The following is a 22499-nucleotide window of genomic DNA, read 5'->3' as shown; positions in this document are numbered from 1 at the left end:
CGGGCTAGCTGAGCAGGCGGACGGCGCCGGGCACGGCCGTGATCGTGACCGGGAGGGGGAAGGCCCGCTCGCCGTCCACGTACGTGGTGATGCCGTCGGCCTCGATCTCGACCGTGCGCGCCCGGTAGGTGTGGACCTGGGGGTGCTCGACGTGGGTGCCCTTGTAGGTCTTGCCCTTGAGCCGCACCAGCGTGGGCCGGCCGACGTCGGCGAGCACCACGTCGAGCAGGCCGTCGGTGGGCACCGCCGAGGGGACGATGCGGATGCCGCCGCCGTAGCTGGCGCAGTTGCCGACCGCGAGCAGCACGGCGTCGCGGACCTGCTCCTCGCCGTCCAGGCGGATCGTGTAGCGCCGGGCCTTGAGGCGCAGCAGCTCGACGAAGATGGCCAGGTCGTACCGCCTCGGACCGCGCGGCCAGCTCATCCGGTTGGCCCGCTCGTTGACCACGGCGTCGAAGCCGGCGGCGAGCACCGAGCCGTACCACATCGGGGCCCGCCCGGGGCCGGTCAGCCGGGCCAGGTCGATCGGCCGGGTGCGGCCGGCCTTGACGGCGCCGGCGATGGCGGCGGCCGCGGCGATCGGCTCGGCCGGCACGCCGGTCTCGACCGCGAAGTCGTTGCCGGTGCCGGCGGGCACCGCCCCGAACGGCAGGTCGGTGCCGGCAACCGCCTGCAGCGCCAGGTGGACGGTGCCGTCTCCGCCCACCGCCACGATCGCGGCCGCGCCGTCGGCGACCGCGCGGTGGCACGCCTCCTGGGCCTCTTCCCGGGTACGGGCGTCGAGCACCCGCACCGGCAGGTCGGCCTCGGCGAGCCGGTCGAGCACGCGCGGGAGCAGGTCACGGTGCCGCCCGCGCCCGGCCTCCGGGTTGGCGAGCACGACGAGGTCGCCGCTCATCAGGTGGTCTCGTCGTAGCGGCGCTCGATCGGCAGCGGCGCGGGCACCGGCGCCACGGCATCGAGCGGCTCGCCCGCCTCCACGGGGTCCGCGTCGTACTCCAAGGGGGACGCCTCGTCGTCGGCCAGGCCGGCGAAGCTCTCCTGCCGCCGCCGCTTGCGCCGGTCGTTGACGAACGCGACCGCGACCGCCGCGAAGTACAGCAGGGAGAGGCACACGGCGAGGGCGGTCATGCCGAACGGGTCGGGCGTGGGGGTGGCGATCGCCGAAAACGCGAAGAACGCGAAGATCGCGATGCGCCACCAGCCGAGCAGGCGCCGGGCGCTGGCCAGGCCGACGAAGTTGAGCATCAGGATGATCAGCGGGAACTCGAACGCCACCCCGAAGATCAGGATCAGGTTGGTGACGAACGAGAAGTACTTGCCGACCTCCAGCGTGGTCTGCACGTTGTCCGGGCTGATGGTGAGCAGGAACTCCAGGCCGGTGTGCACCACGAAGAACGCCAGGAAGCCACCGGCGGCGAAGAGCGGGGCGGCGACGCCGGCGAACGCGTACGCGTAGCGCCGCTCGTGCCGGTGCAGGCCGGGGGCGATGAACGCCCAGAGCTGGTAGAGCCAGATCGGCCCGGCGATGATCAGGCCGAGCCAGAGCGACATGCGCAGCTGCAGCAACAGGTAGTCGGCCGGCCCGAGCTGGAGCAGCATGCACTTGCCGGTCTCCGGGTCCCGCGCCGCCTCGAGCTGGCAGTACGGGTTGTCCATGATGTCCATCACGCGCTTCGAGATCGCGAAGCCGATGATGAAGCCGATGAGCAGGCCGAGGGAGGCGCGGAACAAGCGCGTGCGCAGCTCGCGCAGGTGCTCGATGAGGGTCATCGAGCCGTCAGCGGCACGCTCGAAATTGCTCGGACCGCGTCGCAGGAGGGAGAACGCCACGGGGAGCGCCGCGGATCAGGAAACGTCGCGGGTGCGCTGCACCGGGTCCTGGACCGGCGCGGCCGGGCGCTGCTCCGTCGACGTCGGCGGGAGCGGCTGGCGACCGTGCTGGGCGTCCGCCTTTTCGGCGAGGTCGCGCTCGTCGTCGTCGGTGAGGTGCTTGGTCTCGGCCTTGATGATCCGCAACGAGCGGCCCAGCGACCGGGCCGCGTCGGGCAACCGCTTCGCGCCGAAGAGGAGGACCAGCACGACCACGAGGACTGCGATGTGCCACGGCTTGAGGGCGCCCATGGAAAGCTCCAGTTGCTGAGAGTCGAGAGGACTGTCGAGCCCTATCGTACGTGCGTCTGGCGGCGAACCGTCAACGGCTGCGGGGCCGGACTTTGACCTTGGCGGTGGCGAGCCGCTCCTGCGTGATCTCGACCTTGAGCCGCAGCGTCTCCGCCTCTTCGGCCAGCGTGGACGCGGCCGCCTGGAGCTTTTCCGCCTCGGCCTGCCGGCGCAGCAGCGTGGTCGCGGCCCGGCGCAGCGGCCCCAGGCGCCCCAGCAGGGCCCCCGCGGCGGAGACCAGCACCAGCAGCCCCACCAGCACCGCCGCTATCACGATCCACAGGACCATAGCCGCTAACTGTACTGGTCGAGGGCGGCGCCCGCCTGCTGGCGCACCCGCTCGACCAGGTCGGCCGGTGCCACCACGGTGGCGTCCGGGCCGAGGCCGAGCACGAACCGCTGGGCCCAGGACAGGTCGGCCACCCGCAGCGAGACCAGCCACTCCTCGCCGTCGGGGCGGACGTCCTCGCACGGGTAGTACTCGGTGATCCACCGGCCGCCGCGCCCTACCCGGAGCGTGACCAGCGGCAGCTCGGGGCCGGGCTGGTAGACGCCGCCACTCACGTCGTGCAGCCGCACCTGGCCGGGGAGGCGGGCCGGCTCGTCGAGCTCGGTGAGCGCGTCGATCCGGTCGGCCCGAAACAGCCGCACCGCCTCGGCCCGGCGGCACCACGCCTCCAGGTAGGCCCGGCCGGCGACGACCAGTACCCGGATCGGGTCGACCACCCGCTCGGTCAGCTCGTCGCGGGTCGCCGTGTAGTACGTGATCCGCAGCGCCCGGCGCCGCTCCACCGCGCCGCGCAGCGTGTCGAGGCGGTCGGCGTTGCCGGGCAGCCGCACCTCGACCGGCGCGCTGGTCAGGTCGCCGGCGGCGCTCTCCAGCTTGGCGAGGGTGCGCTCGATCGCGTCGCGGTTGGCCATGCCGGGCGTCTCGGCGAGCATCCGCAGCGCCACGACCAGCGCCAACGCCTCGTCGGGGGTGAGCCGGAGGGGGCGGTCGATGCCCGCGTCGTACGTGATCGTGACCCGGTCGCCGTCGAACGCCATGTCGATCAGGTCACCCGGCCCGTACCCCGGGAGCCCGCACACCCACAGCAGCTCCAGGTCCTCGCGCAGCTGCTTTTCGCTCACGCCCAGCTCGGCGGCGGCCTCGGCGAGCTCGATGCCGGGGCGGGCCAGCAGGTAGGGCACGAGGTTGAGCAGCCGGCCGAGCCGGTCGGCGGAGGCCCGCGAGGGTGCCGTCATCGGGCGCTCACCGACGCCGCCTCGTGGCGGGTGGCGATCTCCTTGAGCCGCTGGATGACCGCCTCGCGCACCTCGGGCGGGTCGAGCACGCGCACGTCCGCGCCGTACCCGACGACGGAGGCGGCCAGCCCGTCCGGGTCGGCGAACGGGAGCACCAGCTTGTCGCCGTCGGCGGTCGGCTCGACCTCGCGGGCCCAGCGGCGCAGCCCGGCCGCCCGCCCGGGGCGCACCAGCACGGTCGCCCGCCCGGTGCGCTCCACCGGACCGGACCAGCGGGCCACGTGGCTGATCAGGTCGACGCCGGCGGGCGGCTCGTACGAACCCGGCTTGCCGGTCAGCCGCACCTGCCCCACGATCCGGGAGAGCCGGAAGCAGCGGGTCGCCTCGCGGTCGAGGTCGTGCCCCACCACGTACCACCTGCCGCGCCAGCAGACCACGCCCCACGGCTCCAGCCGGCGGCTGGTCGGGGCGTCCCCTTCCGGTACCCGATAGTCGAAAGCCACCGTGCGCCGGTCGCGCGCGGCGGTGGTGAGCGGCGCGAACGCCGGGTCGACGGTGACCACCGGCTCCACGCCGAGCGTCGCCGACGGGTCGATGTCGATGCCGGCCGCGCGCAGCTTGGCCAGGCCGGACGAGGCCGCGGCGGCCAGCCCCGCGTGCCGCCACAGCCGCGCGGCGATGCCCACGGCGGCGGCCTCGTCGGGCTCGAGCTGGATGTCGGGCAGCGCGTACTCCCGGGCGGCGATCCGGTAGCCGGGCTCGGTGTCGAACGCGCTCGCCGTGCCGGTCTCCAGCGGCACGCCCAGCTCGCGCAGCTCCGCCTTGTCGCGCTCGAACTTGCGCTGGAACGCCTCGTGGTCGCGCGGGTCGTCGGGGTCGTGCTCGTAGCCCGGCACGGTCGTGGCGATCTGCGCGGCGGTCAGGAACCGCCGCGTCGACAGGAGACAGATCACCAGGTTTACCAGGCGCTCCGTGCGTGACCGCGACACGCCACAGACAATAGCCCCATTCGCACGCCCGTACGCCTCCCCCACGCCGCGTCCCCCGGACGGCTTCCCCCGAGTGGGGCACAATCTGGTCGTGTCGGACAGCCGCGCCACTCCCCTTCCCGTCGACCTCAACGCCCGCCTGGCGGAGGAGGGTGGCGCCGCGGAGAGCACCGGCACCGTCATCGTCGCCGGCGCCGCCAACCTCGCCATCGCCGCGGCCAAGCTGATCGCCGGCCTCATCTCCGGCTCGTCCGCCATGATGTCGGAGGCGGCCCACTCGCTCGCCGACACCACCACCGAGGTGCTGCTCTTCACCGCGCTGCGGCGCGGCATCCAGCCGGCCGACGAGCGACACCCCTTCGGGTACGGCAAGGAGAGCTACGTCTGGGCGTTCATCGCGGCGGTGTTCACGTTCGTGGCGGGTGCCGGCTTCTCGGTCACCCACGGCGTGACCACGATCCGCTCCGGCGAGCACAGCGGCGACTACACGGTGTCGTACGTGGTGCTCGGCGTCTCGTTCGTCCTGGAGTCGATCTCCCTCACCCGCGCGGTGCGACAGGTGCGGGCCTCCGCGACCCGGTGGCGGGTCACCCCGGCCCGCTTCCTGCTGGTGACGCCGGACACCACGATCAAGGCGGTGTTCCTGGAGGACAGCGCCGCGCTGGTCGGGCTCCTGCTGGCCGCCACCGGCCTCGGCCTGGCCCAGGCGACCGGCGACGCGCTGTGGGACGGCCTCGCCTCGGTCGCGATCGGCCTGCTCCTGCTGGTCGCCGCGACCACGCTCGCCCGCACCAACATCTCCCTGCTGGTCGGCCGGGCGGCGACCCCGCGGATCCGCCGGATGATCGTCGAGGAGCTCTCCGGGATCCCGCATGTGGAACGCATCGACACCGTCCTCACCATGCAGCTCGGCCCCACCGACGTGCTCGTCGCCGCCAAGGTGGACTTCGCCGACGACGCCAGCGGCGCCGAGATCGAGGAGGCCGCCGACGTGGCCGAGCGCCGGCTGCGCGACCGCTACGCCGGCATCCGGTACGTCTTTCTCGACCCGACGAGGCGCCGTGGTTAGGTGTCCGTCATGAGCGGTAATGCGGGCCCCGGCGGAAACGCGGAGCAGCGCGAAGCGGGGCGTGGCGTTTTCGTCGGGTGCGGTCGCGAGGCTACGGAGATCGAGCACGACGCCGGACGAGCGCCGAGCGGTGGAGCGTGGGTGGGCGCCGTTCGCTGGCGATCGGGTGTGGTCACGTCGGTCGGCCGTCGCTGGCGCGGCGTGGTCACGCTGGACGTCGAGGTCGCCTCGGCGGTCGTCCGGGCCCTGGCCTACCCCGCGCTGACCGGCGAGCCGCGCGCCGGCGACCGGGTGCTGCTCAACGTCGGCGCCCTGGAGATGGGGCTGGGCACCGGCGGGTACGCGCTGGTGGTCGCCCTGCCGGACCGCCTGCCCGCCGATCCGCCCGGCTCCCTGTCGCGCGAGTCCGGACACCTGGTGAAGGCCCGCTACACGCCGCTGCAGGCCATCGTGCTCGGCGTGGACGAGGAGGCCTCCCCGCACCGCGCGCTCATGGCCTCGGTCGACTCGGTCGACGGCATGCCGGTGGTGGTGGCCGACCTGCACTCCGCGCTCCCGGCCATCCTCGCCGGGCTGGCGCTGGACCGGCCGGGCACAACGGTCGCCTACGTCATGACCGACGGCGGCGCGCTGCCCGCCTGGTTCTCCCGCACGCTGGACGGCCTCCGCGACCACCTGGCCGGCACGGTCACGGTGGGCCAGTCGTTCGGCGGCGACCTGGAGGCCACCACCGTCCACAGCGGACTGCTGGCCGCCCGGCACGTCCTCCGCGCGGACGTCACGGTGGTCGCGCAGGGCCCCGGCAACCTGGGTACCGGCACCGCGTGGGGCTTCAGCGGCGTCGCGGCCGGCGAGGTGGTGAACGCGGTCGCCGCCCTGGGCGGCCGCCCGGTCGCCGCGCTCCGCCTGTCGGACGCCGACCCCCGGCCACGCCACCGGGGCGTCTCCCACCACAGCCTCACGGCGTACGGCCGCGTCGCGCTCGCCCCGGCGGACGTGGTGGTGCCATCGCCCCTGCCACCGCCCCTGGCCGCCGCCGTCTCCGCCTCGCTGGCCCCGTTGGCCGCGCGGCACCGCGTCGTGGAGGTGCCGGTGGACGGCCTGGAGGCGGCCTTGAAGGCCGCACCGGTCCCACTGTCCACAATGGGCCGCGGCCTGGACGCCGACCCCTGGTACTTCCTGGCGGCGGCCGCGGCGGGCCGCCACGCCGCCGCCCTGCTGCCGCGCTCCGCGTAGCTCCCGGCCCGGGCCTGTCGCCCCCTGCTCGTCGCCCACCCGCCGCTGTCCTGCTCACCACCGGGTCGTCTCAGGTCGGTCTCCCGCGGGACGCTGCCCGCGGCGGGCCGCCCCCGCAGCGGAGCGTGGTACGGATCCGCCCTCATGAGGGCGGATCCGTACCGCGCTCCGCGCGAGACGGCGCGCTCCGCGCGAGACGGCACGCTCCGCGCGAGACGGCACGCTCCGCGCGAGACGGCACGCTCCGCGCGAGACGGCACGCTCCGCGCGAGACGGCACGCTCCGCGCGACACGGCACGCTCCGCGCGACACGGCACGCTCCGCGCGACACGGCACGCTCCGCGCGACACGGCACGCTCCGCGCGACACGGCACGCTCCGCGCGAGACGGCACGCTCCGCGCGAAACGGCGCGCTCCGCGCGAAACGGCACGCTCTCAGGCACACAAACAACGGATCGTGGTATTTCGCTGCCCCGATAGGGGCAGCGAAATACCACGATCACCGCGGGCGGGGCGTCGCGCGGCGGGGCGCGCGGCGGGCGTGCCACCCCGGCGGGGCCGAGCAGGCGCGACGGGCAACGGATCCCGGGGGATCGCGGTCCTGACCCGGGTCAAAGCGCGCGAACCCCGCGAGCCGGACCCGGGCGGGTATGTAGCGGGAGGGTCGGGGGTCAGCCGCCGTTGATCGGTGGGCGGCCCTGCAGGCCGACCTCCAGCTCCCCCATCCGGCTGTCGAACTCGCTGCGCCACGCGTCCGTCTCCACCCGCACCGCCTCGTTGACCCGGCGCACGAACTCGCGTGCCCGGCCGATCAGCTCGCCCACCTCCTCGGCGGTGGGCTCGCGGTCGCCGAGCGCGGCCAACTCCTGTGCCCACCCCACCTGGAAGTCGGCCAGCTCGCCCTGGATGAGCGTGGCGGTCGCGATGTACCGCTGCCAGGCCGACGAGTACCCGAAGAACCGGTCGTAGGCGACGCTGCCGGCGGCGAGGGCGAGCAGCAGGTAGCCCCAGTTGCCGTACTCGGGGTGGCGGGAGGCGAGCGCCGCCACCGGCACCGCCCCGCCCAGCGTGGCAAGGACGATGGCGAGCGCGCGCAGGCGGCGGGACCAGCGGGACTTGAGCCGCTTCTCGGCCAGGTACCAGTCGACCGCCTCCTCCGCGACCCGCTCCGCCCAGGCGCGCAGGCCGGCGAGGTCGGCGCGGAGCCCGCCCGGCGCCCAGGTGAGGGCCGGCAGGTCGGGCAGGTCGAGGTCGTCGCCGCGCGCCGGGGCCGTCACCGCACCCACCCACCGTCCACAGTCGACCTCCCACACCGTGTGCGGTCGACTATAGAGGGCGCGTCCCGCGCCCCTCCCCACGGCTGTGAGCTCCTTGATCGCGGGCCGGGGAGCGGCGGGGTCAGCTGAGGACGATCAGCGTGATCCAGCCGGCCACGAAGACGCCGAGGATCAGGGCGAGCACCCAGGTGGGGACCGTGTACTCGCCGCGGCGGTTGCGGGCGATCTCGTCGGCGATCTTCTGCTTGCGGCGCTGGACCAGGCCGGGCTTGCGGTGATCAGGATCGGTCATGGCGGTACCAAGTCTCACATGCTGGCGATCAGGCGCTCCACCCGCTCGTCGTACGCGCGGAAGGGGTCCTTGCACAGCACGGTGCGCTGCGCCTGGTCGTTGAGCTTGAGGTGGACCCAGTCGACGGTGAAGTCGCGGCGCTTCTCCTGGGCGTGCCGGATGAACTCGCCGCGCAGCCGGGCCCGGGTGGTCTGCGGCGGCGTCTCCTTGGCCTCGAAGATCTCCAGGTCGGTGGCGACCCGGTCGACCTGGCCGCGCCGCTCCAGCAGCCCGTACAGGCCGCGGCCGCGGCGCAGGTCGTGGTAGGCGAGGTCCATCTGGGCGACCCGCGGGTGGGAGAGGGGCAGCTCGTGCTTCTCCTGGTAGCGCTCGATCAGCTTGAGCTTGCTCACCCAGTCGATCTCCCGGGAGACCGGCTCCAGGTCGCCGGTCTCGACCGCGCGCAGCACCCGGCCCCAGAGCTCGACCACCCGCTTGGCGGTCTGGTCGCCGCCCCGGCGCTCGACGAACTCGGTCGCCTTCGCCAGGTACTCCTGCTGGATCTCCAGGGCGCTGACCTCCTTGTTGGAGGCGAGGCGGACCTTGCGGCGGCCGGTGATGTCGTGCGAGACCTCGCGGATCGCCCGGATCGGGTTTTCCAGCGACAGGTCGCGCATCACCACGCCGGCCTCGATCATGCGCAGCACGATGTCGGCGCTGCCGACCTTGAGGAGGGTGGTGACCTCGTTCATGTTGGAGTCGCCGACGATCACGTGGAGCCGGCGGTAGCGCTCGGCGTCCGCGTGCGGCTCGTCCCGGGTGTTGATGATCGGGCGGCTGCGGGTGGTGGCCGAGGAGACGCCCTCCCAGATGTGCTCGGCGCGCTGGGAGAGGCAGTAGACCGCGCCGCGCGGGGTCTGCAGCACCTTGCCGGCGCCGCAGATCAGCTGCCGGGTGACCAGGAACGGGATCAGCACGTCCGCCAGCCGGCCGAACTCGCCGTGCCGGGAGACCAGGTAGTTCTCGTGGCAGCCGTACGAGTTGCCGGCCGAGTCGGTGTTGTTCTTGAACAGGTAGATCTCGCCGGCGATGCCCTCGTCGTGCAGGCGCTTCTCCGCGTCGACGAGCAGCCCTTCCAGGATCCGCTCGCCGGCCCGGTCGTGGGCGACGAGGTCGGCGACGGAGTCACACTCCGGCGTGGCGTACTCGGGGTGGGAGCCGACGTCGAGGTAGAGCCGGGCGCCGTTGCGCAGGAAGACGTTGCTGGAGCGCCCCCACGACACCACCCGGCGGAACAGGTAGCGGGCCACCTCGTCGGGAGACAGCCGCCGCTGCCCCCGGTACGTGCAGGTGACGCCGTACTCAGTCTCGAGCCCGAAGATTCGCCGTTCCATGACCAGACACTAGCCGTCCCGAGGCCCCGATCGTCACCTCTGGCGCAAGGTTTCGGCGTACTGGCGACACGCGTCGTACGACGGCAGGGTGCCGGCGGCCCGCGCCTGCGCGAGGCTGGGTGCCGACTCGTCCCGCGGCGACATGACCGGGACCTCGATCGGCCACTCGATGCCGAGCTCCGGGTCGAGCGGGTTGACCGTGTGCTCGGCGGCCGGGTTGTACGTGCTGGAGCAGAGGTAGACGAACTCCGGCTCCTCGGTGACCGCGCAGTAGCCGTGGCCCAGCCCTTCGCTGATGTACACCGCGCGGCGGTCGACGTCGTCCAGCCGGACCGCCTCCCACCGGCCGAACGTGGGCGAGCCGACCCGGATGTCGACGATCACGTCGACCACGGCGCCGCGCACGCAGGTGACGTACTTGGCCTGGCCGGGCGGCACGTCGGCGAAGTGGACGCCGCGCACCACGCCGCGGGCCGAGATCGACAGGTTGGCCTGGGCGAGGTCGAGCGGGTGGCCGACCACCTCGGCGAGGCGGTCGAAGCGGTACCACTCCAGGAACGCGCCGCGCGGGTCGGTGTGCTGCTGGGGCGTGATCTCCCACGCGCCCTCGATGCTCAGCGGACGGATCTTCATGCCGGGAACCTCGCGACGGTCACGAACTCGTTGTAGGTGAACAGCTTGCCCATGAACCGGGGGAACGGGAACGAGAACTGCTTCTCCACCGTCAGCCCCAGGTCACGGCAGATCGCGGCGGCCTCGGGGAAGCCGACGAAGCGCACGTGCGTGGCGTCGCTGGCGTACCCCCGCTCCTGGGGGGTGATGAAGACCGCCTTGCCGCCCGGCTTGACGCAGGGCAGGTACGACTCGACCACCTTGCGGGCCTGCTCGACCGGCATGTGCTCGAGCAGGTGCGCGGCGAGCATCGAGTCGAACGTGGCCGCGCGGTCGGTCTCGAAGAACTCGTTGATCGTGTACGCCTCGAAGCCCTGCGCCCGCGCCACCTCCACCGAGGTGGGGTTGTGGTCCACGCCCACCCCGTTGCCGCCCAGGTGGGCGAGGTTACGCCCCAGGCCGCAACCCACGTCGAGGGTGCGCCCGAGGTCGAGTCGGCGGATGTTCCACCGGTACGGGCGCTGGACGTCGAGGACCTGCTTCCACCGGGCGCCGGTCACCCGCTGGAGGCGGTCGGTGTAGTCGGCACCCTGGGTGCTCGGCTTCTCCTGCTGCACGGGCGGTAAGCCTGTCAGAACCGGCCAGCGGACCGCAACCGGGCACGCTCACACATAGTCGACCACATCCTCGGTACCCTCCGTGACCGCCGCCGCCAGCAGGTCGCCGAGCAGCGGGGCGAACTTGAACAGATTGTCGCCGTAGACGGCGGTGAACGGGCCGCGACGGCGCAGGTGGAACCCGTCGCCCAAGCCGGCCACCGTGGTGCAGTAGAGCTCGTCCAGCACCGCCGGCGCGACCCCGTCGAGGTGCTCCCGCACGTAGCCGAGGACCGCCTCCCGGGACATCCGGGTCGCCTCGGCCCGGCCCGCCTCCCAGTCCACACCGGCGTGGTCGAGCAGGCCGCCGACGCTCCACCGGCCGGGCCCGGCCAGGTGCTGGTAGGTGGCGAGGCGGCCGGGGCTCTGGTCGATCCAGGCGCGCAGCGGCCCGGCCTGGCGGGTGGCGAACGTGAACCGCACGTGGTGTGCCAGCCCGGCCGGCGTGTAGAGGCCCACCTCGGCGGCGAGCGGCGAGGTGCCCGCCCCGGCCGCGATCAGCACCGCGTCGACGTCGAGCGGGCCGTCCGGGGTGTGCACGCGGGCGCCGGTGCCCCGCTCCTCCAGGGCGTACACGAGGCTGGTCCGGAGGGCCGGGCCGACGCGGGCGGTGAGGTGGGCGCCGGTGGCCTCGGCGTCGATCACGCCGCCCGTGGTGTCGTGCAGCAGCACGTGGGGCGCCCGGCGGACCGGCAGACCCAGCTCGGGCCAGTCGGGCCCGACCATCGTGTAGGGGGCGCCCGCCTTGAGCATGACCGCCGTCCACTCCAGCGTGAGCGCGCCACTGACCAGGCAGCCGACGTCGCGGACCAGCGGCCGGCCGGCGGCCTCGCTCCAGCGCGCCCAGCCGGCCCGGGCGTCGCGGGCGAGCGCGACAAGGTCGGCGCTGCCGTGCGCCAGCCGGAAGATCCGGGACGAGCCGGTGGAACGCTCGGCCATCGGCCCGGCGCGGTCCAGGCAGACCACGTCGGCACCGCGGTCGAGCAGCGCGGCCGAGGCGGCGAGCCCGACGACTCCCGCACCGACGACGGCGACCTTCACGTCGGCTCCTCCCCGGATCGTCCCGGCGCCGGTGGCGCGGGGACCGGTCAGGCGTACTCCAGCAGGCCCAGCAGGTAGTCGCCGTAGCCGCTCTTGGTCAGCGGGGCGGCGAGCTCGCGCAGCTGGGCGGTGGTGAGGAACCCGGCCCGCCAGGCGACCTCCTCGACACAGCCGATCTTCAGCCCCTGCCGCTCCTCGATCACCCGCACGAACTCGGCGGCCTGCATCAGCGACGTGAACGTGCCGGTGTCCAGCCACGCGGTGCCCCGGTCGAGGACGGTCACCGACAGCTCACCCCGTTCGCGGTACGCTTCGTTCACCGCGGTGATCTCCAGCTCACCCCGGTCGGAGGGCTTGAGGCCGCGGGAGATCTCGACCACCCGGTTGTCGTAGAAGTACAGGCCGGGGACGACGTAGCGGGACTTGGGGCGGTCCGGCTTTTCCTCGATCGAGAGCACCCGGCCGTCGCCGTCGAACTCGACCACCCCGTACGCCTCCGGGTTGGCCACCGGGTAGGCGAACACCCGCCCGCCGGTCAGGCCGTCGTCGTGGCTGGCCAGCTGGTGGCCCAGGCCCACGCCGTGGAAGATGTTGTCGCCCAGGATCAGGGCCACCGGCTGGTCGCCGATGAAGTCGGCCCCGATGACGAACGCCTGCGCGATGCCCTCCGGCCGAGGCTGGGCCGCGTAATTCAGGTCGAGGCCCCACTGCGAACCGTCACCGAGCAGCCGCTGGAACTGCGGCTGGTCGTCCGGCGTCGTGATGATCAGGATCTCCCGGATCCCGGCCATCACCAGCGTGGAGAGGGGGTAGTAGATCATCGGCTTGTCGAAGACCGGCATCAGCTGCTTCGAGACCGCCCGGGTGATGGGCCAGAGCCGGGAACCGGTGCCGCCGGCGAGAAGGATTCCGCGCACCCCCGGTACCTTAGCGGCGACGCGGTAGTCGTGCTGCCGACAGGGCGACGCTCCCCCGGCGAGCGCTCACTCCCCGTCGCCTTCGCGTAGACTCCTCACCCTGTGAGACTCCTCGTCACCGGCGGAGCCGGGTTCATCGGGTCGGAGTACGTGCGTGAGCTGCTCCGCGGCGCGCTTCCGGCCGCCGCGCCCACCGCGGTCACCGTGCTCGACAAGCTCACCTACTCGGGCAACCTGGCCAACCTCGACCCGGTGCGCGACGACCCGCGACTACGGTTCGTGCGGGGCGACATCTGCGACCCCGTCCTGGTCGACGAGGTGGTGCCCGGTCACGACGTGATCGTCCACTTCGCGGCCGAGTCGCACGTCGACCGCTCGATCGCCGGCGCCGCGCCGTTCGTCACGACCAACGTGCTGGGCACCCAGACGCTGCTGGACGCGGCGCTGCGGCACGGCACCGGGCGGTTCGTGCACGTGAGCACCGACGAGGTGTACGGGTCGATCGAGCACGGCTCGTGGACCGAGGACTGGCCGCTCGCGCCCAACTCGCCGTACTCGGCCTCCAAGGCCGGCTCCGACCTGCTCGCGCTCGCCTACTTCCGCACCCACGGGCTCGACGTGGTGGTCACCCGGTGCTCCAACAACTACGGCCACTACCAGTACCCGGAGAAGGTGATCCCGCTCTTCGTCACCAACCTGCTCGACGGCGGCACCGTGCCGCTCTACGGCGACGGCGGCAACGTGCGCGACTGGCTGCACGTGCGCGACCACTGCCGGGGCATCGCGCTCGTGCAGGACAAGGGGCGGCCCGGCGAGGTCTACCACATCGGCGGCGGCACCGAGCTCACCAACCGCGAGCTGACCGAGCGGCTGGTCGAGGCCTGCGGCGCGACCTGGGAGTCGGTGCGGCCGGTGACCGACCGCAAGGGCCACGACCGCCGCTACAGCCTCGACATCACCAAGATCAGTCAGGAGCTCGGGTACGCGCCGACGGTCGACCTCGCGCACGGCCTGGCCGAGACGGTCACCTGGTACCGCGAGAACCGCGCCTGGTGGGAGCCTCTCAAGGGATGAGCGCTCGGATCCTCGTCACCGGCTCGGGCGGGATGCTCGGGCAGGACCTGCTCGGCGTACTCAAGAATCGGCCGGACCTCGACGTGACCGCGCTCTCGCGGGCGGACCTGGACGTGACCGACGAGGTCGCGGTCCGGTCCGCCGTGGCCGGCCACGACGCGGTGCTCAACGCGGCGGCCTGGACCGACGTCGACGGCGCCGAGGAGCGCGAGGCCGAGGCGACCGCGGTCAACGGCCACGGCGCCGCCAACCTGGCCCGCGCCGCCCGGGTCGCCGGCGCCCGGCTCGTGCACGTCTCCACCGACTACGTCTTCCACGGCGACGCCACCTCCCCCTATCCGGAGGACGCGCCGACCGACCCGATCAACGCCTACGGCCGGAGCAAGCTCGCCGGCGAGGAGGCGGTCCTCGCCGCCGGCGGGTACGTGGTGCGCACCGCCTGGCTCTACGGCGCGCACGGGCGCAACTTCGTCAGCACCATGCTGCGCCTCGCCGGCGAGCGGGAGACGCTCGAGGTGGTCGACGACCAGCGCGGCCAGCCGACCTGGTCCTGGGCGCTCGCCGAGCGGCTGGTCGACCTGGCCCTCGCCGCCGGCGCGCCGCCCGGCGTCTACCACGGCACGGCCAGCGGCGAGACCACCTGGTGTGGCCTGGCCCGCGCCGTCTTCGCCCAGGCCGGACACGACCCCGACCGGGTCCGCCCGACGACCAGTGACCGGTACGTGCGCCCGGCACCCCGGCCGTCGTACAGCGTGCTCGGCCATGATCGTTGGGCCCGGGCCGGCATGGCACCCATGACAGACTGGGAGGCGATGCTGTCCGCCTACCTCGGGAGCCCCCGTGCCTGACCTCCCCAGGGTGAGTGCCGTGGTACTGGCGTGGCGCACGGAGCCGCTGCTGCGGCGCTGCGTGGAGGCACTGCTCGCCTCGGTCAAGGTCGAGGTCGAGGTCGTCCTGGTCGACAACGGCTGCACCAACCCCGACCTGCCCTACCTGAGCGGCCTGCCGGGCGTCGTCGTCGCCGGCGACGGGGAGAACGCCGGCTTCTCCGCCGGCTGCAACGCGGGCGTGGCGGCGGCGTCGGGCGAGTTCGTGGCACTGGTCAACGGCGACGCGATCGTCGAGCCCACCGCCCTCGCCCGCCTGGTCGAGGTGCTCGGCGACGAGAGCGTCGGGCTGGCCGCCGGGGCGGTACGCCTGGCCGACGAGCCCGAGCTGCTCAACTCCCGGGGCAACGAGATCCACGTGCTCGGCGTCAGCTGGGTGGGGGGCTTCCGCGAGCGCGAGACCCGCACCGAGCCCACCGAGACCGCCGGGGCGATGGGCGCCTTCGTGGTCGCCCGCCGCGCGCACTGGGACCGCCTGGGCGGCTTCGACGAGCACTACTTCGCGTACGTCGAGGACGCCGAGATCTCCCTGCGCACCTGGCGGCTCGGCCTGCGCGTGCTCAACGTCCCGGACGCGGTCGCCCTGCACGGGTACGAGTTCAGCAAGGTCAGCTTCAAGTTCTACCTGATCGAGCGCAACCGCCTCATGTTCGTCACCACCGTCTGGGGCGGCCGCGCGCTGCTCCTGCTCGGCGGCCCGCTGCTGGCGCTGGAGCTGGTGATGATCCTGCTCGCAGCCAAGGAGGGCTGGCTCAAGGACAAGCTGCGCGGCTACGGCTGGCTCTGGCGCCACCGCGCCCACCTACGCGCCCGCCGCCGCGCCCTCCAGGCCGAACGCGCGGTCCCCGACCGCGAGTGGATGCGCGTGCTGACCGACCGCTTCGACACCCCGCTCATCAACCCGCCCGGCGTCGGCCTCCTGAACGCCCTGATGACCACGTACTGGCGCGCGGTCCGCCGCTGGGTCTAGCCCCGCTCGCCCGGTATGGCCCCGCGCCTCGCGCCCTCGCGGGTGCGCAGGCGCCGCCTCTCGCCCTCCTCGCCCGCCTTTGCCCCGCCTCGTAGGCCTTGCCGCGCCTCGCCGCGCCTCGCCGTCCCGGCCCGTCCCGCGCCCGCGCCCCGCCGCGCTGTGCCTCGCCGCGCTGTGCCTCGCCTCGTCGGGCCGCGCCCCGCCGCGCCCCGCCGCGCCTCGCCGCGCCTCGCCCCGCCGCGCCTCGCCGCGCCGCGCCGCGCCGCGCCCCGCTGTGCCTCGCCGTCCCGAGCCTCGCTGGGCCTCGCCGTCCCGAGCCTCGCTGGGCCTCGCCTCGCCGATCAAGGACAACCACCGCCTGGGTATCCCCAGCTCGCCGGCCCGCGGTGTTGTCCTCGATCGACGCCGGCGCCCTCCCGGGGTGCGCGCCCACTCCCATGCCGCTCGCCGCGGTGGGCAATGTCCCCGACATCGCCCACTCCAGCGGCCGGCAGTGGGCAATGTCGGGGACTCTGCCCGCTCACCCGGCAGGCGTGACCGCCCCCGCCCGCGGGGAGGCAGCAGAAACCTGGTTTCTGCTGTCTCAGACCGCGGCGGATACCGCAGAAACCAGGTTTCTGCTGCCTCGCGGTCCTGGCGCGGCAGGCGCACCGCCTGATGTCGACGCCTCCAGCCGCAGAGGCCTTGATCGACGCGCGAGGGGTGGCCTGGTCGTCGTAGCGACTTCAGCGGGCGCCCTTCGCCACGATCACACCCCGCCGCCCCGGTCGCGCGTGTCCACAATGGACACAGTGCGTGCTTGCGCGCGGAGGCGGTGCGGCCGGCGTGCGCGAAAACGGAGCCGGCGCGACCGCGGCAGCGCGACCAGTGGATCGGCGCGGCCGGGGTCGAGCGGACGACCGGCGCGTTACTCCTTGGTCCCGCCCTCGGCCTCGTCGATGTCGTCCAGGATCTCCAGGTCGTCGTCCGAGCCGCCAGACTCCCCAGCCGGAGCCGACGACGACGGAGCCGGCGCCGACGGCGAAGGTGCGGCGGGCGGCTCCTCGGTCAGCAGCGACGTCAGCGCCACCCCGGTGATCCGGCGAAACGTGCGGCCCGTACGGCGCCGGTCCAGCACCGCCACCTCGAGCTGCTCGTCGCCGAGCGTACGCGGCTGGCCGCCCTCGCCACCCACGCTGCCCAGCGCCTTCACGGCCAGCCGCACCGCCTCGCCGAGCGACAGGTCGGCGCGGTGGGCCTCCTTGAGCGCGCCGGAGATCGCCTCGGCCTGGCCGCCCATCGCCATCACACCCGGCTCGTCCTGCACCGAGCCGTCGTACGTGATGCGGTACAGCTCGTCCGCCTCCGGGCTCGTGCCCACCTCGGCGACGCAGATCTCCACCTCGTACGCCTTCACCTGCTCGGTGAAGATCGCGCCGAGCGCGTGCGCGTACGCGTTGGCGATCGCGCGGCCGTTCACGTCACGGCGGTCGTAGCTGTAGCCGTTGAGGTCGGCCATCCGCACGCCCGCGCGGCGCAGGTTTTCGAACTCGTTGTACCGCCCCACGGCCGCGAACCCGATCCGGTCGTAGATCTCGCTCACCTTCCGCAGCGAGGTGAGGTTTTCCGCGACGAACAGCACCCCGCCCTCGTACGTGAGCACCACGGCACTGCGACCGCGGGAGATGCCCTTGCGGGCGTGCTCCGAGCGGTCGCGCATGATCTGCTCGGGCGAGGCGTAGAACTGCATGGCCACGACGGCGGCTCTCCTTCGGACGAGATATTGGGGCGGAGACCAGATGGGGCGGATCAGCCGCCGATGTTCTCCATGCGGCGGGCGACGACGGCCTCGGCTATCGCGCCGACCTCCTCGTCGGTGTGGCGGCGGGTGCCCTCGGTGGTCGCGCTCATGACCACCGGGTAGATCTTGCGGGTGAGGTCGGGGCCGCCGGTGGCGGTATCGTCGTCGGCGGCGTCGTAGAGCGCCTCCACGCCGAGCGTGACCGCCTCGTCGACCGACAGGCCCGGGCGGTACCGCTTCTTGAGCGCCGACTTCGCGAAGAGCGAACCGGAGCCGATGCCGTCGTACCCGGTCTCCTCGTAGAGGCCGCCGGCCACGTCGAAGCTGAAGATGCGACCCACCTTGGCCGGGTCGGTGGCGGCCAGGTCGACGCCGGCGAAGATCGGCACGACCGCGAGGCCCTGCATGGCCGCGCCGAGGTTGTTGCGGACGAGCGCGGCGAGGCGGTTGGCCTTGCCGTCGAGCGAGAGCATCGCGCCCTCGATCTTCTCGTAGTGCTCCAGCTCCACCTGGAACAGCTTGATCAGCTCGATCCCGACGCCGGCGGTGCCGGCCATGCCCACCAGCGAGTACGGGTCGGCCGGGTGCACCTTTTCGATGTCGCGGCTGGCGATGAGGTTGCCCGCGGTGGCGCGCCGGTCACCGGCCATCACCACGCCGCCGGCACAGACGATCGAGACCACCGTGGTCGCGTGCGGTGCCATGTCCGCGGAGTACCCCGGCGGGAGCGGACGACGCCCGGGCAGCAGCTCGGGCGCGTTCAGGCTGAGAAACTGTGTGAAGGAGGACGTCCCCGGGTTCGCGAAAAAGTCTGGTAGACGCCGGGATGGATCAAAACCCGCTGGCACGTGCTTCCCTTCAGATAGGTGATCGCCTTGGCAAGATACTCCACGTCGTCCCGGAACTGACCGAGGCCGCCATTGCAGTTGAAGCAGAGTATCCCGCGTATCCAGCCGGTCACGCGGTCGTGGTCGACGTGTTCGGGGTCGGGCGCGCCACAGGTCGCACAGAGACCGCCCTGCTCGGCGAGGAGCTCCTCGACGTCCTCGATCCCGATCCCGAGCGTCGTCGCTCCTTCATGCCGCGGCGGCGCCGGCTCTGCTCGGAGCGGCCTGACGCACAACGCTTGCGGTGGAAGGCACGACCGTCTGGACGTCGCTTGTCGCTGTGAAAGCCAGTGAGCGGACGGATCCGCTCACATCGGGGGCACCACTCGAACGCCAACTCCCCCAGATCGGGCATTCTGCTCATTCCCCCCCTTTCTGCACGTACCCCCTCACGAACTCTTCCGCGTTCTCCTCCAGCACCGAGTCGATCTCGTCGAGCAGGTCGTCGACGTCCTCGGTGATCTCGGCGTGGCGCTCGGCGACCTCCGGGTTGGCCTCGGGGGCCGGGCCGGCGTCGACGTCCTCCTCGCGGCGGGCCTTGCCGGACTGCGACTGACCGCCGGAATCACGGGTAGCCATCGGGTCCTCCTCAACATCGCTTGCTGAAAAACTACCTCGCCGGTGCCACGGAGGAACCCACCACGCGCGACGTTTCGCGGAGGGCGCAGCGGTCACCCGCCGGTGATCGCCTCGAGCAGGTCCTTGGCGCTGGCGCAGCGGTCGAAGAGGGCACCGACGTGCTTGCGGGTGCCCCGCTCGGGCTCCATCATCGGCACCCGCACGAGCGACTCGCGCCCCACGTCGAAGATGACCGAGTCCCAGCTGGCGGCGACCACCTCGGAGGCGTACTGGGCGAGGCAGCGGCCGCGGAAGTACGCCCGGGTGTCCTCCGGCGGGTCGACCATCGCCCGGCGGGTCTGCTCGTCGTCCAACAGCGTCTTCATCGAGCCGCGGGCGACCAGCCGGTGGTAGAGCCCCTTCTCCGGGCGGACGTCCGAATACTGCAGGTCGACGAGCTGGAGCTTGTGCGAGGCCCAGCCCAGCTTCTCCCGCTCGCGGTAGCCCTCCAACAGCCGCAGCTTGGCCACCCAGTCGAGCTCGTCGGCGCAGAGCATGGGGTCGCGGCCGAGGCGGTCGAGGACGCCCTCCCAGCGGGTCAGCACGTCGGTGGTGGCGGCGTCGGCGTCCCGGCCGTACCGGTCGTCCACAAAGGACTTGGCCCGCTCGAAGTAGGCCCACTGCAGGTCGAGCGCGGTGAGCCGGCGCCCGTCGCGCAGCCGCATGAGGTGGCCGAGCGCCGGGTCGTGGCTGACCGCCTTGAGCTCGGAGACCGGGTCGGCGATGCCGAGGTCGGGGGTGAGCGCCTTTTCCTCGATCATCGTGAGCACGAGCGCGGTGGTGCCCACCTTGAGGTACGTGGAGGTCTCCGAGAGGTTGGCGTCGCCGATGATGACGTGCAGCCGCCGGTACTTGTCGGCGTCGGCGTGCGGCTCGTCCCGGGTGTTGATGATCGGGCGCTTGAGGGTGGTCTCCAGCCCGACCTCGACCTCGAAGAAGTCGGCCCGCTGGGAGAGCTGGAAGCCGGGCTGCGAACCGTCCTGCCCGATCCCCACCCGCCCGGCGCCGCAGACGATCTGCCGGGTGACGAAGAACGGCGTCAGGTAGGCCACGATGTCGGCGAACGCCGTCTGGCGGCGCATCAGGTAGTTTTCGTGGGAACCGTAGCTGGCGCCCTTGTTGTCGGTGTTGTTCTTGTACAGGTGGATGGGGTGCGTGCCCGGGATCGTCGCGGCCCGCCGCGACGCCTCGGCCATGACCCGCTCCCCCGCCTTGTCCCACCGGACCACGTCGAGCGGGTTGGTGACCTCGGGGGTCGAGTACTCCGGGTGGGCGTGGTCGACGTAGAGCCGGGCGCCGTTGGTGAGGATCACGTTGGCCAGGCCCAGATCCTCGTCGGCGAGCGCCTCGGCGGGGTCGTAGGCCGCCCCGGAGTACGTGAAGCCGCGGGCGTCGCGCAGCGGCGACTCCTCCTCGTAGTCCCACCGGGCCCGCCCACCGCGGGTCAACTCGGGACGGGCACCATACGCGTTGACCACCTGTGACGAGGTGACCATCGGGTTGGCCCCGGGCTGGCCGGGCACCGATATCCCGTACTCGACCTCGGTGCCCATGATCCGCCGAACGCTCATGCCTCGCCTACCTCACTGCCGCCCAGGTGCGTACGCGCCACCAGTTGAGCGTAGTCCGCCGGTAGCGCTCCGCGCTGCGCCGCACCGGGTGGGCTTGTACCCCCTGTCCGGCGCTACGCTCCGGTATCATGACGCGGCCCGATGGGCGGCGCACGGCGAAACGCGGCATTGCGACCAGGCGAGGAGCGTAGCGGGTGGGTGAGCTGACGGTCACGCGAACCGTCCCGTCCAACGACAAGGAGGCCACCGCGCCGGCCCCCTCGGCCGAGGAGGCGCCGGTCCCGGCCTCGACGAGGACCAGGAGATGGCGCGGACCGTCCGGACCGTTCGCGTGGGGCGCGCTGGTCGTGCTCGCGGCCACCGCCACCGCGATGGTCTGGACGTACGCGTCGACGCACCAGATCTTCCCCGACTCGCAGTGGTACCTGATCTACACGTATCACTACATGGGGTACGACAAGGCGCACGGTGAGCAGGTCGTCCTCGACTACATCCGCGACCACGGCACCTTCAAGCCGTACGACTACCTGTGGGCGTCCAAGCCGTTCACGCTCAGCTACCGGCCGCGGATGCTGCTGCCGCTGCTGTCGATCCCGTGGGTGGCGCTCTTCGGCCCGGGCGGCATCGTGGTGGTGCCGGGTATCGCGTTCGTGGTGGCGATGTACCTGGTCTACCGCTTCGCCACCGTGCACGCCTCGGTGCCGTCGTCGGTCGCGGCGGGCGTGCTCGCGGTCGCGTCCCCGCTGATCGCGAAGTGGTGCGTCGGCGGCCTGACCGACTCGCTCGCGCTGATGCTGCATACTGCGACACTTCTGCTGCTTCCCTGGCGCAAGCCGGCGACCAAGTGGACGGTGGCCGGGCTGGCGCTGGTCACGTTCCTGGTGGGCACCGCGCGGGTCATCACCCCGTACACGGTGGCGACGGTCGCCGCGGTCTGGCTCTGGGCGATGTGGCGCGACCGCGGCCGCTGGCGCTCCTGGACCGCGGCCGCCGCCGGCGCCGCGGCCGGCGTGGTGGCCGGTGCCATCTGGAGCAAGCTGGTGAGCGCGCCGCTGAGCAGCCGCGACCACTTCTTCAGCATGACCGGCGGCCGGGCCCGCACGCTGGGCGAGGCGCTGCCCTGGTACCGCGAGGCGGTGCCGGAGGCCCTCTCCAAGGAGGCCACCATCGTGCTCTCCAGCTGGCCGCTGGTGCTGCTGCTGGTGCTGTCGCTGGTGGCCAGCGTGGTCGCCTGGCGCACGGTGGTGCCGTGGCTGGTGGCGTCCGCGTGGGTCGGGGCCACGGGCATCTTCCTCATCGCGCCCTTCATGACCATGTTCCGCTACGAGCTGCCGATGCTGCCCGCCCTGGTGGTGGCGGTGGCGGTGCTCTTCGACCGGGTCGCGAAGGGCCTGCTGCCCGCCTTCCAGAGACCCGCGGCCGATCCCGCGCCCTCCCCCGGCGCCAGCGGCTAGGGTGGTCCAGACCGTTGCGCGGGGCCCCCGGGGAAACGGTGGAGCGTTTCTTGGGGCTGCGTTCCTGCGGCCTCACCGTCCGCGCTCCACACCCTCCCCGCGACCACCGCGCGCCGGGCCAGCGCCGGACGCGCTCACCCGCCGCGCCGCCCCTTCCGCTTGCCCGAAATGTCGCGTCACGCCCACGATCGGCGAGAGCCTGCGAGGGCTGACGGCGATCGTGGCCCTTCGCTGTCGCCGGAGCTACACCAGACGTCCACGATCCACCTGCCCCGCGTCGATCATGGGATCCGCCCGCCTCATGGCGGGCCGGGCCAAGCGGACGAGTGGGCAATGTCCGGGACATTGCCCACTGGGTGGCGTCGAGCGAGGGCTTGCCGGGGCGAGA

The 22499-nt window shown here is 72.8% G+C and carries 24 protein-coding genes; 6 read left to right on the top strand and 18 right to left on the bottom strand.

What is annotated here, in order from left to right:
* Window positions 1-4 precede the first annotated feature (4 nt).
* The 6 genes from RB614_RS29340 to RB614_RS29315 form a co-directional block, all read right to left on the bottom strand.
* Window positions 5-898, bottom strand: a complete 894-nt coding sequence (locus RB614_RS29340; RefSeq protein WP_308715906.1) for a diacylglycerol kinase family protein — start codon at window positions 896-898, stop codon at window positions 5-7.
* Window positions 898-1833 carry a twin-arginine translocase subunit TatC gene (tatC, locus tag RB614_RS29335; RefSeq protein ID WP_308715905.1) on the bottom strand — a complete coding sequence of 312 codons (936 nt, stop codon included), beginning with the start codon at window positions 1831-1833 and terminating at the stop codon, window positions 898-900. The genes RB614_RS29340 and tatC overlap by 1 nt, the downstream gene beginning before the upstream one ends.
* 15 nt (window positions 1834-1848) lie before the next feature.
* The gene (gene tatA, locus RB614_RS29330; RefSeq protein WP_308715904.1) at window positions 1849-2124 is read right to left on the bottom strand and encodes a Sec-independent protein translocase subunit TatA; all 276 of its coding nucleotides are present in this window, start codon (window positions 2122-2124) and stop codon (window positions 1849-1851) included.
* 70 nt (window positions 2125-2194) lie between these two features.
* Entirely contained in the window at window positions 2195-2452 is a 258-nt protein-coding gene (locus tag RB614_RS29325) for a hypothetical protein (RefSeq protein ID WP_308715903.1), read from the bottom strand.
* 5 nt (window positions 2453-2457) lie between these two features.
* On the bottom strand, window positions 2458-3408 hold the full coding sequence (locus RB614_RS29320) for a helix-turn-helix transcriptional regulator (protein ID WP_308715902.1): 951 nt from the start codon (window positions 3406-3408) through the stop codon (window positions 2458-2460).
* The gene (locus tag RB614_RS29315; RefSeq protein ID WP_308715901.1) at window positions 3405-4397 is read right to left on the bottom strand and encodes a helix-turn-helix transcriptional regulator; all 993 of its coding nucleotides are present in this window, start codon (window positions 4395-4397) and stop codon (window positions 3405-3407) included. The genes RB614_RS29320 and RB614_RS29315 overlap by 4 nt, the downstream gene beginning before the upstream one ends.
* A 139-nt stretch (window positions 4398-4536) precedes the next feature.
* Between RB614_RS29315 and RB614_RS29310 the strand changes: the two genes are divergently transcribed.
* Both RB614_RS29310 and RB614_RS29305 read left to right on the top strand, forming a co-directional pair.
* Window positions 4537-5466, top strand: coding sequence for a cation diffusion facilitator family transporter (locus tag RB614_RS29310; RefSeq protein ID WP_308715937.1), 930 nt, complete (start codon window positions 4537-4539; stop codon window positions 5464-5466).
* Window positions 5467-5607: 141 nt separating this feature from the next.
* The gene (locus tag RB614_RS29305) at window positions 5608-6702 is read left to right on the top strand and encodes a DUF3866 family protein (RefSeq protein WP_308715900.1); all 1095 of its coding nucleotides are present in this window, start codon (window positions 5608-5610) and stop codon (window positions 6700-6702) included.
* A 671-nt stretch (window positions 6703-7373) separates the two neighbouring features.
* Here RB614_RS29305 and RB614_RS29300 read toward each other — a convergent pair.
* The 7 genes from RB614_RS29300 to rfbA all read right to left on the bottom strand — a co-directional run bounded on the left by RB614_RS29300 (window position 7374) and on the right by rfbA (window position 12870).
* A complete protein-coding gene (locus RB614_RS29300) occupies window positions 7374-7979 on the bottom strand; it encodes an SLATT domain-containing protein (RefSeq protein ID WP_308715899.1) in 606 nt (201 codons plus the stop codon).
* A gap of 121 nt (window positions 7980-8100) precedes the next feature.
* Window positions 8101-8271: a hypothetical protein gene (locus RB614_RS29295; RefSeq protein WP_308715898.1), complete on the bottom strand. Its 171-nt coding sequence runs from the start codon at window positions 8269-8271 to the stop codon at window positions 8101-8103.
* Between the two features lie 14 nt (window positions 8272-8285).
* Window positions 8286-9644 carry a Pup--protein ligase gene (pafA, locus tag RB614_RS29290; protein WP_308715897.1) on the bottom strand — a complete coding sequence of 453 codons (1359 nt, stop codon included), beginning with the start codon at window positions 9642-9644 and terminating at the stop codon, window positions 8286-8288.
* A gap of 33 nt (window positions 9645-9677) precedes the next feature.
* A complete protein-coding gene (locus RB614_RS29285; RefSeq protein WP_308715896.1) occupies window positions 9678-10277 on the bottom strand; it encodes a dTDP-4-dehydrorhamnose 3,5-epimerase family protein in 600 nt (199 codons plus the stop codon).
* Window positions 10274-10873, bottom strand: a complete 600-nt coding sequence (locus tag RB614_RS29280; protein ID WP_308715895.1) for a class I SAM-dependent methyltransferase — start codon at window positions 10871-10873, stop codon at window positions 10274-10276. The genes RB614_RS29285 and RB614_RS29280 overlap by 4 nt, the downstream gene beginning before the upstream one ends.
* A 48-nt stretch (window positions 10874-10921) precedes the next feature.
* Window positions 10922-12004, bottom strand: a complete 1083-nt coding sequence (locus RB614_RS29275; protein ID WP_308715936.1) for an FAD-dependent oxidoreductase — start codon at window positions 12002-12004, stop codon at window positions 10922-10924.
* Window positions 12001-12870, bottom strand: coding sequence for a glucose-1-phosphate thymidylyltransferase RfbA (gene rfbA, locus RB614_RS29270; protein WP_308715894.1), 870 nt, complete (start codon window positions 12868-12870; stop codon window positions 12001-12003). The genes RB614_RS29275 and rfbA overlap by 4 nt, the downstream gene beginning before the upstream one ends.
* Window positions 12871-12972: 102 nt before the next feature.
* Here rfbA and rfbB point away from each other — a divergent pair, with 102 nt between their 5' ends.
* The 3 genes from rfbB to RB614_RS29255 are packed head-to-tail and all read left to right on the top strand — an operon-like array spanning window position 12973 to window position 15801.
* Window positions 12973-13944, top strand: a complete 972-nt coding sequence (gene rfbB, locus RB614_RS29265) for a dTDP-glucose 4,6-dehydratase (protein WP_308715893.1) — start codon at window positions 12973-12975, stop codon at window positions 13942-13944.
* Window positions 13941-14792 (top strand): dTDP-4-dehydrorhamnose reductase, encoded by an 852-nt coding sequence (gene rfbD / locus RB614_RS29260; RefSeq protein WP_308715892.1) that lies wholly within the window; start codon window positions 13941-13943, stop codon window positions 14790-14792. The genes rfbB and rfbD overlap by 4 nt, the downstream gene beginning before the upstream one ends.
* Before the next feature lie 10 nt (window positions 14793-14802).
* Complete coding sequence (locus tag RB614_RS29255) at window positions 14803-15801, top strand: glycosyltransferase family 2 protein (RefSeq protein WP_308715891.1); 999 nt, start codon at window positions 14803-14805, stop codon at window positions 15799-15801.
* Between the two features lie 907 nt (window positions 15802-16708).
* Here the strand turns inward: RB614_RS29255 and prcA are convergent.
* The 5 genes from prcA to dop form a co-directional block, all read right to left on the bottom strand.
* Window positions 16709-17536 carry a proteasome subunit alpha gene (prcA, locus tag RB614_RS29250; protein ID WP_308715890.1) on the bottom strand — a complete coding sequence of 276 codons (828 nt, stop codon included), beginning with the start codon at window positions 17534-17536 and terminating at the stop codon, window positions 16709-16711.
* 53 nt (window positions 17537-17589) lie between these two features.
* Window positions 17590-18429 (bottom strand): proteasome subunit beta, encoded by an 840-nt coding sequence (gene prcB, locus RB614_RS29245; protein WP_308715889.1) that lies wholly within the window; start codon window positions 18427-18429, stop codon window positions 17590-17592.
* Window positions 18342-18704, bottom strand: a complete 363-nt coding sequence (locus RB614_RS44370; RefSeq protein WP_428983127.1) for an endonuclease VII domain-containing protein — start codon at window positions 18702-18704, stop codon at window positions 18342-18344. Before RB614_RS44370 ends, prcB begins: the two co-directional genes overlap by 88 nt.
* A gap of 124 nt (window positions 18705-18828) precedes the next feature.
* Window positions 18829-19047, bottom strand: coding sequence for a ubiquitin-like protein Pup (locus tag RB614_RS29240; protein ID WP_173065341.1), 219 nt, complete (start codon window positions 19045-19047; stop codon window positions 18829-18831).
* Between the two features lie 92 nt (window positions 19048-19139).
* Complete coding sequence (gene dop, locus RB614_RS29235; protein ID WP_346434206.1) at window positions 19140-20657, bottom strand: depupylase/deamidase Dop; 1518 nt, start codon at window positions 20655-20657, stop codon at window positions 19140-19142.
* 194 nt (window positions 20658-20851) lie between these two features.
* On the opposite strand from dop, the gene RB614_RS29230 reads away from it, so the two are divergent.
* Window positions 20852-22111, top strand: a complete 1260-nt coding sequence (locus tag RB614_RS29230; protein ID WP_308715888.1) for a hypothetical protein — start codon at window positions 20852-20854, stop codon at window positions 22109-22111.
* Window positions 22112-22499: the final 388 nt, after the last annotated feature.

The sequence above is a fragment of the Phytohabitans maris genome (assembly GCF_031085175.1).
Taxonomy (GTDB): Bacteria; Actinomycetota; Actinomycetes; order Mycobacteriales; family Micromonosporaceae; genus Phytohabitans; species Phytohabitans maris.
This window is presented reverse-complemented; position numbering and strand designations above follow the sequence as displayed.

What these genes read in the sequence shown, in the direction of transcription:
- RB614_RS29320 (WP_308715902.1), bottom strand. Translation starts at nt 3,408, where the DNA reads ATGACGGCACCCTCGCGGGCCTCCGCCGACCGGCTCGGCCGGCTGCTC.
- rfbD (WP_308715892.1), top strand. Translation starts at nt 13,941, where the DNA reads ATGAGCGCTCGGATCCTCGTCACCGGCTCGGGCGGGATGCTCGGGCAG.
- RB614_RS29285 (WP_308715896.1), bottom strand. Translation starts at nt 10,277, where the DNA reads ATGAAGATCCGTCCGCTGAGCATCGAGGGCGCGTGGGAGATCACGCCC.
- RB614_RS29295 (WP_308715898.1), bottom strand. Translation starts at nt 8,271, where the DNA reads ATGACCGATCCTGATCACCGCAAGCCCGGCCTGGTCCAGCGCCGCAAG.
- RB614_RS29240 (WP_173065341.1), bottom strand. Translation starts at nt 19,047, where the DNA reads ATGGCTACCCGTGATTCCGGCGGTCAGTCGCAGTCCGGCAAGGCCCGC.
- tatA (WP_308715904.1), bottom strand. Translation starts at nt 2,124, where the DNA reads ATGGGCGCCCTCAAGCCGTGGCACATCGCAGTCCTCGTGGTCGTGCTG.
- pafA (WP_308715897.1), bottom strand. Translation starts at nt 9,644, where the DNA reads ATGGAACGGCGAATCTTCGGGCTCGAGACTGAGTACGGCGTCACCTGC.
- dop (WP_346434206.1), bottom strand. Translation starts at nt 20,657, where the DNA reads ATGAGCGTTCGGCGGATCATGGGCACCGAGGTCGAGTACGGGATATCG.
- RB614_RS29340 (WP_308715906.1), bottom strand. Translation starts at nt 898, where the DNA reads ATGAGCGGCGACCTCGTCGTGCTCGCCAACCCGGAGGCCGGGCGCGGG.
- RB614_RS29325 (WP_308715903.1), bottom strand. Translation starts at nt 2,452, where the DNA reads ATGGTCCTGTGGATCGTGATAGCGGCGGTGCTGGTGGGGCTGCTGGTG.